Origin of the sequence: Pseudomonas sp. TWR1-1-4, assembly GCF_049897165.1 — a bacterium.
GTDB classification, from domain to species: Bacteria; Pseudomonadota; Gammaproteobacteria; order Pseudomonadales; family Pseudomonadaceae; genus Aquipseudomonas; species Aquipseudomonas canadensis.
Window position 1 is genome coordinate 520,239 of sequence record NZ_JAFCVS010000004.1, and the last position, 15,794, is coordinate 536,032.

The following is a 15,794-nucleotide window of genomic DNA, read 5'->3' on the forward strand; positions in this document are numbered from 1 at the left end:
AACAAAAAACCCCCGACAACCTTTAGGTTATCGGGGGTTTTTCATTATTCAATAATGGCGGAGAGATAGGGATTCGAACCCTAGGTACCGGTGAAGGTACAACGGATTTCGAATCCGTCCCATTCGGCCACTCTGGCATCTCTCCAACGGCGCGCATCATAACAGTGTGACTCAGGAAAGCAAAGCTCGAAACGAGATTTTTTTCCGTGCTATCAGATGCTTGCGTCGATTAAAGCGGTACGCCCAGACGGTTGGCGACTTCTTCGTAGGCTTCGATGACATCACCGAGACCTTGGCGGAAGCGGTCTTTGTCCATCTTCTTCTTGGTGTCTTTGTCCCACAGGCGGCAGCCGTCCGGGCTGAATTCGTCGCCCAGGACGATGGAGCCGTCGTGGAACACGCCGAATTCCAGTTTGAAGTCCACCAGCAGCAGGCCTGCGTCGTCGAACAGTTTGCTCAGGACTTCGTTGACCTTGAGGGACAACTCTTTCATGCGCGCCAGTTGCTCAGCGGTGCCCCAGCCGAACGCCACGACGTGGGATTCGTTGATGAACGGGTCGCCCTTGGCGTCGTCCTTCAGGAACAGCTCGAAGGTGTAAGGGTTGAGCTTGAGCCCCTCTTCCACGCCCAGACGCTTGACCAGACTGCCGGCGGCGTAGTTACGCACGACGCACTCAACCGGGATCATGTCGAGCTTCTTGACCAGGCACTCGTTGTCGCCCAGCAGTTTGTCGAATTGGGTCGGAATGCCGGCCTCTTCGAGTTTCTGCATGATGAAGGCGTTGAACTTGTTGTTCACCATGCCTTTGCGGTCAAGTTGTTCAATGCGCTTGCCATCGAACGCCGACGTGTCGTTGCGAAACAGCAGGATCAGGCGGTTGGCGTCGTCGGTCTTGTACACCGACTTGGCTTTGCCGCGGTAGAGTTCTTCACGTTTTTCCATGATGGGCTCCGCTTGCTAAATGGTGGGCTAGGCGATGTGTCGCCAGTCGAGCCCTGAATCTTGATCGGCCAGTTGCAGCCAGTCCGGGTCGCACCCAAGGGTGTCGACAAAACATTGCCGGGCCAGCTGCGGCAGGTTGTTCTTGCTGCTCAGGTGGGCCAGGACCAGGTGTTGCAAGTCTTGCCAGCCCAACTCATACACCAGGTACGCCGCCTGGTGGTTGTTCAAATGTCCCAGTTCGCCGCCCACCCGCTGCTTGAGGAAGTAGGGGTAGTGACCGCGAGCCAGCAGGTCTCGGCAGTGGTTGGACTCGATCATCAAGGCATCGAGGTTCCGGTAACCGTCCAGCACCTTGGCGCAGTAGGAACCCAGGTCGGTGAGTACGCCGAAGCGCCGCTCACCATCACTGAAGACATATTGCGTCGGTTCCTGGGCGTCGTGCGCCACGGCAATCACCTCGATGCTCAAGGCACCGATTTGCAGCTGCTCGCCACCGGCCAGGAAACCTGCGGGTTCAATGGGTTTGCGCATCCCGCGCAAGGTACCGCGACTGAGGTACACCGGAAGATTGTAGCGCCGAGACAGCAAACCCACGCCATGCACGTGGTCGGCATGTTCGTGGGTCACCAGAATCGCGCTCAGCTGCGCGGGGTGTACCCCCAGGCGCAGCAGGCGCCGCTCGGTTTCTTTTAACGAGAAACCACAATCCACCAGCACATACGTGTCGTCATGTGCGACCAGCGTGCCGTTCCCTTGGCTACCGCTGCCGAGAACGGCAAAACGCATCGAATCAGCCCAAGTTGTCCTGAATCACGCCCAATACTTTGCGCGCTGTTTCAGCGGGCGCAACGGTATTGATGTTCTTCTCGACGGTGACTTGCACGCTTTCGCCAACCTTGCTCAAACGAACCTGGTAACGCTCGGCACGGGTCTCGATTTCTTCCTTGGTCGGCTGGCTGCCAAACAGTTTGCTGAAGAAACCTGGCTCTTCATCTTTACGCTCGGCCTTTTCAGCCACGTTGATGTAGTACAGGCCCAGGCTGCGGTTAATGTCCTCTACCCGCCAAGGGCCCTGCTCCAATGCACGGCCAACACTGGCCCAGGCACGGTCGAGGTCTTCACCCAGGTTCAGCACCACGTTGCCGCTGCCGTCTTCGGTGAGGCTGACGCGGCTCGGGGTGTCGTAATCACGTGCGGCGAGCAGGGAAACCGAACCGCCCTTCTCGGAGATACGGCTCATGCTGGCCAGCATCTCGTCGACCAGTGCCGAGTCGACGCCTGTATTGACCGAGCGGTTGGTGAAATCAACATTGGCCGTGCTACCGGCCGGACGCTCGGCGCTGACCACATAGACTTCACTGGTATTACGCTGCACGCCTGGCTCGATGCGCACACGCACACGGGCTTCGCTGTCGGCGGCTACACCACCGGCCTGCAGGCGCTTGGCCATGGTGGCGGACAGCTCGCTGCCCTGCTGCCATGCGGTGGTGAATTCACCGGTCTGCGGGCGCTGCTCGTCGATGCGGAAACCATTGTCCTGGAAGAACTGTACGGCCACTGGCCAGACTTCGGCAGGTGGGCGCTGAGCCACGATCCAGCGGGAATCACCGCTCTTCTGCAGGCTGTAGTCGCTGGCATCCGCCACGGCCGAGATCGGCTGCGGACGCGGCACCACGTACTCACCCTTGGTGGTGTCGTCGGCAACGTTGCGCGGGATCGGCAGCAACGGGTCAAGACGCTTGGCGACGTTGACGCCTGGCGGCAATTCCATCGGTTTGGTGGGTTGTGCTTCCAGGTAATCGCTGCCGCGGTCACGGAAGTAGCCTTCCGGGCCCCAGATCCAACCGCAGCCACTGGTGCTGGAGATAATCAAGGCAAGTGCGGAAAGTCCGGCCAATCGCTTCATGCGTAGTGCTTCCTCAATTAAACCAGGACGCCGGACTGGCGCAGGGCCTGTCGCAGCGGTTCGTGACAGGCTTCGCTGAGACGGGTGAGCGGCAGACGGATACCGTCCGGCATCATGCCCATTTCAGTCAGCGCCCACTTCACGGGAATAGGGTTGGATTCGATAAACAGTGTCTTGTTGAGCGGCATCAACTTCTCGTGGATCGCGCGGGCGGTCACGGCGTCGCCTGCAATGGCGGCGGCGCACATTTCGCTCATGGCGCGCGGGGCCACATTGGCGGTCACGGAGATGTTGCCCTTGCCGCCCAGCAGGATCAGCTCTACGGCGGTGGCATCGTCACCGGAATACACCAGGAAATCGCTGCTCACGCCGGCCAGGATATCCTTGGCACGTTGCAGGTCGCCGGTGGCTTCCTTGATACCGATGATGTTCGGCACGGTGGACAGGCGGATCACGGTCTCGGCCTTCATGTCGCACGCGGTGCGGCCTGGCACGTTGTAAAGGATCTGCGGGATATCGACCGCTTCGGCGATGGCGCGGAAGTGCTGATACAGGCCTTCCTGGGTCGGCTTGTTGTAGTACGGTGTCACCAGCAGGCACGCATCGGCGCCGGCCTTCTTGGCGTTCTTGGTCAGCTCGATCGCTTCACGCGTCGAGTTGGCGCCCGTACCGGCGATCACGGCAATACGACCCGCGACGCGCTTGACCACGAATTCGATGACCTGGATGTGTTCTTCCACATCGAGGGTGGCCGATTCACCGGTGGTGCCGACCGCCACGATGGCGTTGGTGCCTTCTTGCAGGTGGAAGTCCACCAGTTTGCCCAGGCTGTCCCAGTCGAGATGACCTTGTGCATCCATGGGTGTGACCAGTGCCACCATACTGCCCGCAATCATGCAACCGCTCCTGCCGGAAAAAGAGAGCCGTAATGGTACTGGCGCCAAGATGCTTGCACAAGCGAAGTACCGCCTGAGGATGCGTTATGGCGCAACTAAACGACGGGCAATGCCATCATTGGGCCAAAGCCTGCCCAGGAGCACGGTAAAATCGAGCCGATTACGCAATGAAAAGGCCACCTCCTATCCCTTGGCGACGGTTTTCGCTACCCTTCATCCTTTGATCGATACAGCCCGCACAGTATCGACCGCTCATCGTTTTAGGAAGGCTGCATGTCCACCCCCACAGTTCGCGAACAATTCCTTGTTATCAGTGCCCTCGGCGCCAACCCCATGGAGCTGACCAACGTCCTGTGCCGCGCCAGCCATGAAAACCGCTGCGCCGTCGTGACTTCCCGCCTGACCCGCCACGGCGAGTGCAGCGCGCTGGTCCTGCAGATCTCCGGCACCTGGGACGCCTTGGCGCGCCTGGAAACCGGCCTGCCGGGCCTGGCCAAGAAGCATGACTTCACGGTCAATGTGGTGCGCAGTGCCGCCCTGGAGAATCGTCCCCAGGCCCTGCCTTATGTGGCGTATGTCAGTTCGGCCTATCGTTCGGACATCGTCAACGAACTGTGCCAGTTCTTCATCGACCACAACGTCGAGCTGGAGAACCTGACCTGCGACACCTACCAGGCCCCACAAACCGGCGGCACCATGTTGAATGCCACGTTCACCGTGACCTTGCCGGCCGGCGTGCAGATCAGTTGGCTGCGCGACCAGTTCCTGGATTTCGCCGATGCCCTGAACCTCGACGCACTGATCGAGCCATGGCGCCCACAGAACCCAATGTAAGGAAGTTTTCATGGCGGTAGTCATCGACAAACCCGTAGCCGATTTCGAAGCACAGGCCACCAGCGGCCAGACCTTCAGCCTTGCAGCCCTCAAGGGCAAGCAAGTGGTGATCTACTTCTATCCGAAGGACAGCACCCCGGGCTGCACCACTGAAGGCCAGGGTTTCCGTGACCAGTACGCGGCATTCAAAGCGGCCAACACCGAAGTGTTTGGGGTGTCGCGGGACAGCGTGAAGTCCCACGAGAACTTCAAGGGCAAGCAGGAATTCCCCTTCGAGCTGATCAGCGACAAGGATGAAGCGGTCTGCCAGCTGTTTGATGTGATCAAGTTGAAGAAGCTGTATGGCAAGGAATACCTGGGTGTGGATCGCAGCACCTTCCTGATCGACAGCGAAGGTGTGCTGCGCCAGGAATGGCGTGGTGTGAAAGTGCCAGGCCACGTGGATGCCGTTTTGGCGGCGGCGCAGGCGCTGAACAAGGCTTGATCGCTGCGGCGTCCTTTGGATTGTCATCGCCGGCAAGCCGGCTCCTACATTTGTAACAAAATCATATGTAGGAGCTGGCTTGCCGGCGATAGCGTCTTCGATCCCCCCGCAACATTCAAAGCAACGGCGCCACCACCGGCTCTTGCCGTGGCCACGCATCCAGCACCGCCTTGAACAGCGTCGCCAGCGGGATTGCAAAGAACACGCCCCAGAACCCCCACAGCCCACCGAACAACAGCACCGCACAAATGATCGCTACCGGGTGCAGGTTGACGGCCTCCGAGAACAGCAGCGGCACCAGCACGTTGCCATCCAGGGTCTGGATGATTCCGTACACCGCCATCAGGTAGATGAACTGGTCGCTCCAGCCCCACTGGAACAACGCGATCAAGGCTACCGGCACCGTCACCACCACGGCGCCGACATACGGCACCACCACCGAAATCCCCACCAGCAACGCCAGCAAGGCCGCATAGTTCAGGTCCAGGGCAATAAAGGCGATATAAGTCACGCCGCCGCAGATAATGATCTCGATGACCTTGCCGCGAATGTAGTTGGCAATCTGCCGGTTCATTTCCTCGGCCACCCTGGTAATCAACGCACGTTCGCGCGGTAGGTAGCCACGCACCCAGCGGCCGATCATGGCGCGGTCCTTGAGGAAGAAGAACACCAGGATCGGCACCAGTACCAGGTAGATCATGATGTTGACCAGCAACGGCAGGCTGGACAGGGAAAAGGTCAGTGCCCATTGCCCGAATTTTCCGATCTCGCCGCGTGCCGCTTCGATGGCCTGCAACACCTGTTCGTCCGAGACCAGATGCGGATAGCGCTCCGGCAACAGCAGCAACAGTGACTGCCATTTGGCGAGCATGCCCGGCAGTTCGTTGAACAACGTGATCAACTGATGCCACAGCAGCGGCAGTACTACCACGACAAACAGCACCAGCAGCCCCATGAACAAGGCGAACACCAGGCCCACGGCGGCTCCGCCTGGCAAGCGCAAGCGCTCCAGTGTGGTGACCAAGCCTTGCATCAGATACGCCAACACCATCCCCGCCAATACCGGCGCCAGCATGCCGCCCAAGGTGAGCACGGCCGTAAAGGCCAGAAACAGCAGGACCGCCAACACCACGGCCTCCTCATCGGAGAAGTAGCGCTGGATCCAGTCTCGTAACACTTTGAACATCAATCAACCTCGGCGGGTGGGGGCAAACGGTTCAGGCCTTGCGCAACCAGTAACGGTACACACCGGCGGCGTCGTCTTCATGCAACAGCGTGTGGCCGGCCAGCTTGGCAAAGGTGCGAAAATCACGCTGGGAGCCCGCGTCCGTGGCGATCACCTTAAGCACTGCTCCACTGGCCAATCGATTGAGCTCCAGCTTGGCCTTGAGCAAAGGCAACGGGCAATTGAGACCGCTGGCATCGAGTTCGGCATCAAAGGCTACAGCGTCGGTCATGATTTACTCCAGGCAAGCGTCGGGGATGCTTAGAATATCTGGTCCGAAGCTCAGTGTCCGGCTACAGTAAGCTCTTTGTCGAAAGGCTTTGTGCATGACTTTTTTGCGCCCTACCCTGCTGACGCTGGCTTGCCTGCTGGCCTCCCCAGGCTTCGCTGACGACCTGCCGTCACTCGGCGACGCCAGTTCTGCCATTGTCTCGCCACAACAGGAATACCAGTTGGGCCGCGCCTGGCTGGCTTACCTTCGGGGCCAAGTCTCGCAACTCAACGATCCGCAGCTCAAGGATTACGTCGAAACCAGCGTGTACAAATTGGTAGAGACCAGCCAGGTCAATGACCGGCGCCTGGAGTTCATCCTGATCAACAGCCCGCAATTGAACGCCTTCGCCGCGCCTGGCGGCATCGTCGGCGTCAACGGCGGCCTGTTCCTCAACGCCCAGACCGAAGGGGAATACGCCTCGGTATTGGCTCACGAATTGGCGCATTTATCCCAACGCCACTTCGCCCGTGGCGTGGAAGCGCAGCAGCGCATGCAGATCCCGATGATGGCCGCGCTGCTGGGCGGCATCATTGCCGCAGCAGCCGGCGCGGGTGACGCGGGTATTGCCGCCATTGCCGGCACCCAGGCCGCTGCTATCCAGGAACAACGCCGGTTCTCCCGTCAGAACGAACAAGAGGCCGACCGTATCGGCATCCTCAACCTGGAAAAAGCCGGTTACGACCCGCGCTCCATGCCGACCATGTTCGAGCGCTTGATGCGCCAATACCGCTTCGACGCCAAGCCACCGGAATTCCTGCTCACGCACCCAGTGACCGAATCGCGGATCGCCGACACCCGCAACCGCGCCGAGCAGGCCAAAGCCGGCGGCAAGGAAGACAGCCTGCGCTATCAACTGATTCGCGCACGGGTGCAGCTGCAATACGAAGACACCTCAGGACTCGCCGCCAAGCGCTTCCAGGCGCAGTTGGACGAAAACCCGAAAAACGATGTGGCGCGTTATGGCCTGGCTATCGCCCAGATCAAGGGTTCTCAGTTCAAGCAAGCGCGTGAAAACCTGACAACGTTACTGGCCAAGGCGCCGAACGACATCACCTACAACCTGGCGCTGATCCAACTTGAGATAGACAACAACCATCTGCCTGATGCCCAGCAACGTACTGATCGAATGCTGACTCAGTATCCGGGCAACTACCCACTGAATCAGCTACGCGTGGATCTTCTTCTCAAACAGAACCGTACCGCGGATGCGGAAAAGGCATTGGATAGCTTGCTCAAATCTCGTCCGGATGATCCGGACGTCTGGTATCAGGTTGCAGAGACACGCGGCTTGTCCGGCAATATTATCGGCCTGCACCAGGCCCGCGCCGAATACTTCGCGCTGGTGGGTGACTTCCAGCAGGCCATCCAGCAGTTGGACTTTGCCAAACGTCGCGCTGGCAACAACTTCCCACTGTCGTCGCGCCTCGACGCCCGTCAACGCGAGCTGATCGAGCAAGAACGCCTGGTCAAAGGGATGATGAGCTAAACCTCTCGCCCACAAAAAAGCCCCGCCCTCGTTTAACGAAGGCGGGGCTTTTTGTTTCTACCGACTTATTCGGCGAGCTTGAAGGTAATGAAGCTTGCACGCCCTTGACGCAGCACGCGCATCGACACCGAACGATTCTTCGGCAACGCCTTGGCGATATCGGTGAATTGCTTGGTGCTGTCGATGGCCTGGTTGTTCAGGTGGGTGATGACGTCACCCGGCTGCAGACCGATCAGGGAGGCAGGACCGTCCTGCACTTCCTTGATCACCACACCGCTCTTGAGGTCGAAGGATTTCTTCTGCTCATCGGTCAGCTCGGCCACGGCAATGCCCAAGCGGTTGCTGCTGCGCTCAGCACCTGGCTTCGCGTTGCCCAGTGCATCCAGGGTTGCACCCTCTTCAGGGATGGCACCCACCGTCAGTTCAACGGTCTGACGCTTGCCTTCGCGGATCACTTCCAGCTTGGCCTTGCTGCCAGCCTTAAGTGCACCCACCAGATGCGGCAGGTCGGCCGACATGACGATCGGCTGGCCATTCATGCTCAGAATTACGTCGCCCACTTGCAGGCCACCTTTGGCAGCCGGGCCGTCGTCCTGGATCTGCGCGACCAGGGCACCGGCCGGCTTGTCGAGACCGAAGGATTCAGCCAGGTCTTTGTTCACTTCCTGGATCACCACGCCCAACCAGCCACGGCTGACCTTGCCGCCGCTTTTCAACTGGTTGGAAACATCCATCGCGACGTCGATCGGGATAGCGAACGACACCCCCATGAAGCCACCGGAGCGGGTGTAGATCTGCGAGTTGATGCCTACCACTTCGCCCGCCAGGTTGAACAGCGGACCACCGGAGTTGCCCGGATTGATCGGCACGTCAGTCTGGATGAACGGCACGTAGTTCTCGTTCGGCAAGCTGCGGCCGATGGCGCTGACGATACCTTGGGTCACGGTGTGGTCAAAACCAAACGGCGAGCCGATGGCGACGACCCACTGCCCAGCCTTCAGGTCCTGGGATTTACCCAGTTTCAGCACCGGCAAGTCCTTGCCTTCGATCTTCAACAGGGCCACATCGGAGCGTGGATCGGTGCCCACCAGTTTGGCTTTCAGTTCACTGCGATCCGCCAGGCGCACGAGAATCTCGTCGGCATCGGCAATCACGTGGTTGTTGGTGAGAATGTAGCCATCAGGCGAGATAATGAAGCCCGAACCCAGGGACTGAGCCTCACGCTGGCCACCACCGCCACCACGGGGCGCGCGCGGTTGCGGCATGCCACGCTCGAAAAACTCGCGCAACATGGGCGGCAGGCCTTCCAGGTCCGGCATCTGCTGGTTGGAGACTTTGCGATCCGGCAGTTTTTGCGTGGTACTGATGTTCACCACGGCCGGCGAGGCCTGCTCAACCAATTGGGTGAAGTCAGGCAGCTCGGCCGCTTGCGCGGACACGGCCTGACCCAGCACCAATACCGTGGCGACTATGGATAGGTAAGACTTCAAACGTGGTATCGACATACAGCTCCCGTTACGACGAGCAGGGTTGAGCGACAGGGTTCAAGAAACGCCGGAAACTGCGACCGACGTCTATGTTCCGCGAACAAAACAAGGCCAGAGCCGACAAGCCCTGACCTATAAAAAACATGAGAGATTTTTGCAAGTGAAAATGCTGATCCAGACATTTCATGCTCTCGACAGCCAACCTGGCATGCAAATACATTGAAACGTCAGGATGAACATAGGATTAACGGCTCACGGCTGGGCGACTGGCTTTTTTTCACCGCGTACCGACAACGCGATACGCTCTGCGGTGCCGATGGGGATTTCGCCCACCACCGTCACCATCATTTCGCCATCTACCGTATTGAGGCGACGGGACACAGCCACCGTTGGGCCGAGTTGAGTGCGGGTTTCCGTGATACTCGCATCACTGATCGGCTCCAGGAACACGGAGAAACGCGCTAGCCCGTCCTCATACATCAGGCTGTCGACTGTTGCCTTGGTCTGGGTATCTTTGCGGGCGCTGGTATTGGTCAACTGAAAGCCCGGCGGTAGCCACTCCAAATGCCATGTCTCAGTAGACTGCACCTCGGGTGCTTTTTCATTGGCGACGGATATGGGTGTGCATTCGTTGCTGGGCTGCAATTCGCGGTCATCCGGCAATGCCGACGTGTTCAGTCGCGTGAACTGGAAGCGCTCCAGCAACTGCCCTTGATCATTTAGCAAGAGGGACTTGAGCGGCAGCGCAGTCTCACGATCCAGGTGCAGTTCAAAACCGTAGCGGTACTGATCACGCGGCGTGATCGACACGATCACCGCATGCCGACCGGCCACGCGGGATTTTCCGATGACGGCCAGTTCGTAGAATTGATTGAGTTTTTGCGGATCCAGCGCACGGGATGGCGCATCACGCGAGTTGCCGAGACCTGCGACAAGGGTGCCGCTGACACATTGTGTCCGACCATCCAGCCGCACAACTTCCTGAGCAGAACCATCAAGCTGCAAAAGCCGCTCACGGACCTGACCATTCTGGACACGATGCCAGATGTCATGAGTTGAAAAACTACCGTTACGCTCGTAGACGAACGTACCTTGAAAGCTTTGCTGCTGCTCTGCACGCCCAAGTCGAGTCAGCCAGTCTTGGGCTTCATCGGCGTGGGCGGGGAGTGCAAACCAACCACTGAGCAAAAGCGTAAGGAGCGGTATGGCTCGCATAGAGCTCCTTACGGATTAGCGGTTTTCCAGGCTTGCTGCGCGAGCATATGGCAGAGCGCTTTCAGTGCCCTTCAGAGCCGATTCCTGTGCGTGCTGGCGCAGGTAGCCTGGAAGACGCTGGTCTTGCCAGCCGGATTGCCCTTGCAGTACACCGTTAGCCATCGGGCCGGTGGTGTCAGAGCTTTCCTTGTAGCCGGCGAGTACAGCTGGGCCTTTGACTTGAGGTCCGGCCATCACTGGCTGCTGAGTCTGCTGGGCCAGTTCGGCACCGGCGATTTCGTCCTGATTGTACAGGCGAACACCGGCCAACACGGCAACAGTCACCGAGGCAGCTACTGCCAGGCGACCCAGGCTACGCCATGGACCACGAGCAGCTTTTGCCGGAACGGCTTCATCAGCCAGCGCGGCAGAAACGGCCGCAGCAATATCCAGACGAGGGATTAGAAGATCCTTGTGCATCACCGCCCGAGCGACTTGGTAACGAGACCAGGTATCACGGGTTTCGGCATCATCAAATGCGTTGAGCACTCGACGAAGTTCCAGTTCATCCGCTTCGTTATCCATCACTGCGGACAGCGATTCCTGCAGGGCATCACGACTCATGGCGGTTCCTCTCTTGGCTGTCGCCGCTGTCTTTAGTTCTCTTGCAACAACGGTTGCAAGGCTTTATCGATGGCTTCCCGGGCCCGGAAAATCCGTGACCTTACAGTCCCCACCGGACACTGCATGACGCTCGCAATGTCTTCGTAACTCAGACCATCGAATTCACGTAAAGTTAACGCCGTACGCAAATCTTCTGGCAGTTGCTGAATAGTGCGATGAACGGTGCCTTCGATCTCGTCGCGCAGCAATGCACGCTCCGGCGACTCGAGATCCTTGAGGCCGTGATCACCATCGTAAAATTCCGCATCTTCTGAACTTACATCGCTATCCGGTGGGCGGCGTCCGCGAGACACCAGATAGTTTTTCGCCGTGTTGATGGCGATTCGATATAGCCACGTGTAAAACGCACTATCACCGCGAAAGTTACCAAGTGCACGGTAAGCCTTGATAAAGGCTTCCTGTGCAACGTCCTGCGCTTCATGGGTGTCGTGCACAAACCGCACGATCAACCCGAGAATTTTGTGCTGGTATTTCAGCACTAGCAGATCAAAAGCTCGCTTGTCGCCGCGTTGAACGCGCTCGACCAGCTGCTGATCCTCTTCCTGGGTTAGCATGAACACTCCTCGTTGTACTTGAAGGAGGCTTGCATAACTAAACGATCAGGCTTGCAAACATAGACTCGGTCTTTTCGCAAAAGTTCTCCCCCTTCAAGCAAGTTTCCGGCACGCACTGATTTGGCACACACGAAAAACGCAGTACGGGCATGGCCGACTGCGCGAATAATCTTGTCGCCGGTTTTCTGACGCGTCCAATGCTCCCGACGGGCCAATAAACTCAACGTTTTCCCAGCTTTCGGGCAACCTGCTATTGAGTCGGGGCTTATGCAAAAAGTTCCCACCTCAATAACCTGGCGATTTTACCCTAGCCGCGCACCGTAATCTCACATTGCCACGAATGCCCGGCTATTGTGCCGCTCCACCCCTCTATATACTAGTAGCCCGTGTGACCCTTTGATTCGCCGATCCAGGCGTCCTGTTTGCGCCACCTCTTCGGATCGCTTTTTGCGGAATCCTTCCAATGAGCCAACAGTTTCAACACGATGTCCTGGTGATCGGCAGCGGCGCGGCCGGTTTGAGCCTTGCGCTGACCCTCCCCAGCCACCTGCGCATTGCGGTACTGAGCAAAGGCGACCTGGCCAACGGCTCGACATTCTGGGCCCAGGGGGGTGTCGCCGCGGTGCTGGATGACACCGACACGGTGCAATCCCACGTCGAAGACACCCTCAACGCCGGCGGTGGCCTGTGCAATGAGGAAGCAGTGCGCTTCACCGTCGAGCACAGCCGTGAAGCCATCCAATGGCTGATCGATCAAGGCGTCCCCTTTACCCGCGACGAACACGCGGGCAGCGACGACGGCGGTTTTGAGTTCCACCTGACCCGAGAAGGCGGCCACAGCCACCGCCGCATCATTCATGCGGCAGACGCCACTGGCGCCGCTATTTTCAAGACACTGCTCGACCAGGCTCGCCAGCGCCCCAATATAGAATTGCTGGAACAACGCGTCGCGGTCGACCTGATCACCGAAAAACGCCTGGGCCTGGACGGCGAACGCTGCCTCGGCGCCTACGTACTCAACCGCACCAGCGGCGAAGTCGACACGTACGGTGCGCGCTTCACCATTCTTGCCTCCGGCGGCGCGGCCAAGGTCTACCTCTATACCAGCAACCCCGACGGCGCCTGTGGCGACGGGATTGCCATGGCCTGGCGCTCGGGCTGCCGGGTGGCCAATCTGGAATTCAACCAGTTCCACCCCACTTGCCTGTATCACCCGCAAGCCAAGAGCTTCCTGATTACCGAAGCCCTGCGTGGCGAAGGCGCCCACCTGAAACTGCCCAACGGCGAACGCTTCATGCAGCGCTTCGACCCACGCGCCGAATTGGCCCCACGCGATATCGTCGCCCGCGCCATCGACCATGAAATGAAACGCCTGGGCATCGACTGCGTCTACCTGGACATCAGCCACAAGCCCGAAGCCTTCATCAAGACCCACTTCCCCACCGTCTATGAGCGTTGCCTGGCGTTCAACATCGACATCACCCAAGGCCCGATCCCCGTAGTTCCGGCCGCGCACTACACCTGTGGTGGCGTGATGGTCGACCAGCACGGTCGCACCGACGTCCCAGGCCTGTATGCAATTGGCGAAACCAGCTTCACCGGCCTGCACGGCGCCAACCGCATGGCCAGCAACTCGCTGCTCGAATGTTTCGTCTATGCGCGCTCGGCGGCGGCGGACATCCTTGAACAACTGCCGCGCATTCCGGTGCCGGCCGCCCTGCCCCGCTGGGACGCCAGCCAGGTCACCGACTCGGACGAAGATGTGATCATCGCCCACAACTGGGACGAGCTGCGCCGTTTCATGTGGGACTACGTGGGGATCGTGCGCACCAACAAGCGCCTGCAACGCGCGCAGCATCGCGTGCGCTTGCTGCTGGATGAAATCGACGAGTTCTATAGCAACTACAAGGTCAGCCGCGACCTTATCGAACTGCGCAACCTGGCCCAGGTGGCCGAACTGATGATCCGCTCGGCGATGGAACGCAAGGAAAGCCGCGGCCTGCATTACACCCTCGACTACCCACAGATGCTGCCCGAAGCCCGCGACACTGTCCTGGTGCCAGCCACCTACGGCGGCTGAACTTCAGACGAACCCGCAGGCGCCGATGCACATCGGCGACCTGCGAATCCCTGGGCACACACACAGAACGTATCCGCCATTCGCCTGGCACCCGGTAACGCAAAACGACGATCAATGGCAAAGCGAGGCTGTCGGGACGTAATTGCACGCTGTGCCAGCCCTGCTCCGCATTGAGCAACTGCCAGCCGTCGGCGTCGCGACGCAGGCCACGAATCGACGAACGGTGAGTCAGCAGGACAGAGCGCGGCAAAACCCAGGCCGCGTGCGCCAGACACACCAGCAAGCCAAGGCTTGAATAGGACAGATCAAGAAACAAAAGCGTACCCAGTGCAAACAGCTGGGCAAGGAGATACGCCGCCAGCAACAGCCGTGAGGCCTGCCAGCGGCATTCAAAGGTATTACTTGGGCTGGACACGGTCCAGGATCATCCGAACCATGCGCTGCAGCTCTGGGTCTTCGGATTCGGCGCGCTCCATGAACCAGCCGAACATGTCCTGGTCTTCACAAGTCAGGAGCCTGACGTAGAGGTCGCGATCCACCTGATTGAGCGTTGCATAGACCTCTTTGGTGAAAGGCACCAGCAACACATCCAACTCCAGCATGCCACGACGGCTGTGCCAGTAGAGACGATTGATTTCTACATCTTCGACCATGGAGCGCTCCTCAAATAGGCGGCAAGTATACAGGCCCGACGGCACCGGAACAGTCGGCTTTGGTCGCCCCATACGGAAACTATCCATTTGCCGGGCGCCCCTCTATGATGCACCCATGACTTTTTGACCTGCGATGACCCATGGCTGACTCTGCTTTCTTCTGCCCCCTGTCCCACGAAGGCGTTCTCGCCGTCCGCGGCTCTGATGCCGCCAAATTCCTTCAGGGCCAACTGACCTGCAACCTCAATTACCTGAGCGATACCCAGGCCAGCCTCGGCGCGCGCTGCACGCAAAAAGGGCGCATGCAGTCGAGCTTCCGCATCCTGCTGCAAGGTGACGGCGTGTTGCTGGCCATGGCCACCGCGCTGCTGGAACCGCAGCTGGCCGACCTGAAGAAGTACGCCGTATTCTCCAAGTCCAAGCTCACCGACGAAAGCGCCGCCTGGGTGCGCTTTGGCCTGGTGAATGCGGACCCGGCCCTGGCCAGCCTTGGCCTTGAACTACCCGCCGATACCGACAGCGTCGCCCGCAACGATACGTTGATCGCCATCCGTATCTCCCCAGATCGCGCTGAACTCTGGGTGCCTGCCGAGCAAGGCGACGCCATACGCAGTCAATTGGCTGCAACCCTTGAACAAGCTGATCTGAATGAATGGCTGCTGGGGCAAATTCGCGCAGGCATCGGCCAGGTCATGCCGCAAACCCGCGAGCTGTTTATCCCGCAGATGCTCAACCTGCAGGCCGTTGGCGGCGTAAGCTTCAAGAAAGGCTGCTACACCGGCCAGGAAATCGTTGCGCGCATGCAGTACCTGGGCAAACTCAAGCGTCGCCTGTACCGTTTGAGCCTCGATGCGCCTGAAATGCCCGAGCCAGGCACGCCGCTCTTTTCCCCCAGCCACAACAGCGCAATCGGCGAGGTGGTGCTTGCTGCAAAAGCCGGCCAGACCATTGAACTTCTGGCCGTGTTGCAAGCCGAAGCTGCCGATAGTGGCGATGTGCACGTAGGCACATTGGAAGGTCCCGGCTTGCAACTGCTCGACCTGCCTTACACGCTCGACCGTGATCGAGAGATCCAACGCTAGTCGCCGTACCTT

General features: G+C 59.3%; 16 protein-coding genes, 1 tRNA gene and 1 pseudogene. 5 read left to right on the forward strand and 13 right to left on the reverse strand.

The features are described 5' to 3' along the window. Nucleotides 1-55: 55 nt before the first annotated feature. The 5 genes from ACP7C6_RS14550 to dapA all read right to left on the reverse strand — a co-directional run bounded on the left by ACP7C6_RS14550 (nucleotide 56) and on the right by dapA (nucleotide 3,745). Nucleotides 56-145, reverse strand: a tRNA-Ser gene (locus tag ACP7C6_RS14550). Nucleotides 146-229: 84 nt separating this feature from the next. After that, nucleotides 230-943, reverse strand: coding sequence for a phosphoribosylaminoimidazolesuccinocarboxamide synthase (gene purC / locus ACP7C6_RS14555; protein ID WP_028619348.1), 714 nt, complete (start codon nucleotides 941-943; stop codon nucleotides 230-232). Nucleotides 944-970: 27 nt separating this feature from the next. Beyond that, nucleotides 971-1,729, reverse strand: a complete 759-nt coding sequence (locus tag ACP7C6_RS14560; protein WP_016975176.1) for an MBL fold metallo-hydrolase — start codon at nucleotides 1,727-1,729, stop codon at nucleotides 971-973. Between the two features lie 4 nt (nucleotides 1,730-1,733). Beyond that, entirely contained in the window at nucleotides 1,734-2,849 is a 1,116-nt protein-coding gene (gene bamC / locus ACP7C6_RS14565; protein ID WP_028619346.1) for an outer membrane protein assembly factor BamC, read from the reverse strand. A gap of 17 nt (nucleotides 2,850-2,866) precedes the next feature. Further along, entirely contained in the window at nucleotides 2,867-3,745 is an 879-nt protein-coding gene (gene dapA / locus ACP7C6_RS14570; RefSeq protein WP_016975174.1) for a 4-hydroxy-tetrahydrodipicolinate synthase, read from the reverse strand. Between the two features lie 273 nt (nucleotides 3,746-4,018). Here dapA and ACP7C6_RS14575 point away from each other — a divergent pair, with 273 nt between their 5' ends. Then, entirely contained in the window at nucleotides 4,019-4,579 is a 561-nt protein-coding gene (locus ACP7C6_RS14575; RefSeq protein ID WP_003172487.1) for a glycine cleavage system protein R, read from the forward strand. Nucleotides 4,580-4,589: 10 nt separating this feature from the next. Then, nucleotides 4,590-5,063: a peroxiredoxin gene (locus ACP7C6_RS14580; protein WP_025855402.1), complete on the forward strand. Its 474-nt coding sequence runs from the start codon at nucleotides 4,590-4,592 to the stop codon at nucleotides 5,061-5,063. Nucleotides 5,064-5,178: 115 nt separating this feature from the next. Here ACP7C6_RS14580 and ACP7C6_RS14585 read toward each other — a convergent pair whose 3' ends face one another. After that, nucleotides 5,179-6,249: an AI-2E family transporter gene (locus ACP7C6_RS14585; RefSeq protein ID WP_028619345.1), complete on the reverse strand. Its 1,071-nt coding sequence runs from the start codon at nucleotides 6,247-6,249 to the stop codon at nucleotides 5,179-5,181. 31 nt (nucleotides 6,250-6,280) lie between these two features. After that, nucleotides 6,281-6,520, reverse strand: a complete 240-nt coding sequence (locus tag ACP7C6_RS14590; RefSeq protein ID WP_028619344.1) for a sulfurtransferase TusA family protein — start codon at nucleotides 6,518-6,520, stop codon at nucleotides 6,281-6,283. 94 nt (nucleotides 6,521-6,614) lie between these two features. Here ACP7C6_RS14590 and ACP7C6_RS14595 point away from each other — a divergent pair, with 94 nt between their 5' ends. Beyond that, nucleotides 6,615-8,048 carry a M48 family metalloprotease gene (locus ACP7C6_RS14595; protein ID WP_426108927.1) on the forward strand — a complete coding sequence of 478 codons (1,434 nt, stop codon included), beginning with the start codon at nucleotides 6,615-6,617 and terminating at the stop codon, nucleotides 8,046-8,048. A gap of 65 nt (nucleotides 8,049-8,113) precedes the next feature. Here ACP7C6_RS14595 and ACP7C6_RS14600 read toward each other — a convergent pair whose 3' ends face one another. From ACP7C6_RS14600 to rpoE, 4 genes are all read right to left on the reverse strand, one after another. Next, complete coding sequence (locus tag ACP7C6_RS14600) at nucleotides 8,114-9,553, reverse strand: DegQ family serine endoprotease (protein WP_028619342.1); 1,440 nt, start codon at nucleotides 9,551-9,553, stop codon at nucleotides 8,114-8,116. Nucleotides 9,554-9,787: 234 nt separating this feature from the next. Beyond that, nucleotides 9,788-10,750 carry a MucB/RseB C-terminal domain-containing protein gene (locus tag ACP7C6_RS14605; RefSeq protein WP_122686433.1) on the reverse strand — a complete coding sequence of 321 codons (963 nt, stop codon included), beginning with the start codon at nucleotides 10,748-10,750 and terminating at the stop codon, nucleotides 9,788-9,790. Nucleotides 10,751-10,765: 15 nt separating this feature from the next. Further along, nucleotides 10,766-11,353 carry a sigma-E factor negative regulatory protein gene (locus ACP7C6_RS14610; RefSeq protein ID WP_003172479.1) on the reverse strand — a complete coding sequence of 196 codons (588 nt, stop codon included), beginning with the start codon at nucleotides 11,351-11,353 and terminating at the stop codon, nucleotides 10,766-10,768. A gap of 32 nt (nucleotides 11,354-11,385) precedes the next feature. Further along, nucleotides 11,386-11,967 carry an RNA polymerase sigma factor RpoE gene (gene rpoE / locus ACP7C6_RS14615; RefSeq protein WP_003172477.1) on the reverse strand — a complete coding sequence of 194 codons (582 nt, stop codon included), beginning with the start codon at nucleotides 11,965-11,967 and terminating at the stop codon, nucleotides 11,386-11,388. 463 nt (nucleotides 11,968-12,430) lie between these two features. On the opposite strand from rpoE, the gene nadB reads away from it, so the two are divergent. Beyond that, entirely contained in the window at nucleotides 12,431-14,047 is a 1,617-nt protein-coding gene (gene nadB, locus ACP7C6_RS14620; RefSeq protein ID WP_426108928.1) for an L-aspartate oxidase, read from the forward strand. On the opposite strand, the pseudogene ACP7C6_RS14625 reads toward nadB, so the two are convergent. Next, nucleotides 14,019-14,462, reverse strand: a pseudogene (locus tag ACP7C6_RS14625) (protein YgfX); the annotation flags it as partial. The gene nadB and the pseudogene ACP7C6_RS14625 overlap by 29 nt on opposite strands. Next, nucleotides 14,446-14,700 (reverse strand): succinate dehydrogenase assembly factor 2, encoded by a 255-nt coding sequence (locus ACP7C6_RS14630; RefSeq protein ID WP_014717362.1) that lies wholly within the window; start codon nucleotides 14,698-14,700, stop codon nucleotides 14,446-14,448. The gene ACP7C6_RS14630 and the pseudogene ACP7C6_RS14625, both read right to left, overlap by 17 nt. A 140-nt stretch (nucleotides 14,701-14,840) precedes the next feature. On the opposite strand from ACP7C6_RS14630, the gene ACP7C6_RS14635 reads away from it, so the two are divergent. Further along, nucleotides 14,841-15,782: a folate-binding protein YgfZ gene (locus ACP7C6_RS14635; protein WP_323989543.1), complete on the forward strand. Its 942-nt coding sequence runs from the start codon at nucleotides 14,841-14,843 to the stop codon at nucleotides 15,780-15,782. Nucleotides 15,783-15,794: the final 12 nt, after the last annotated feature.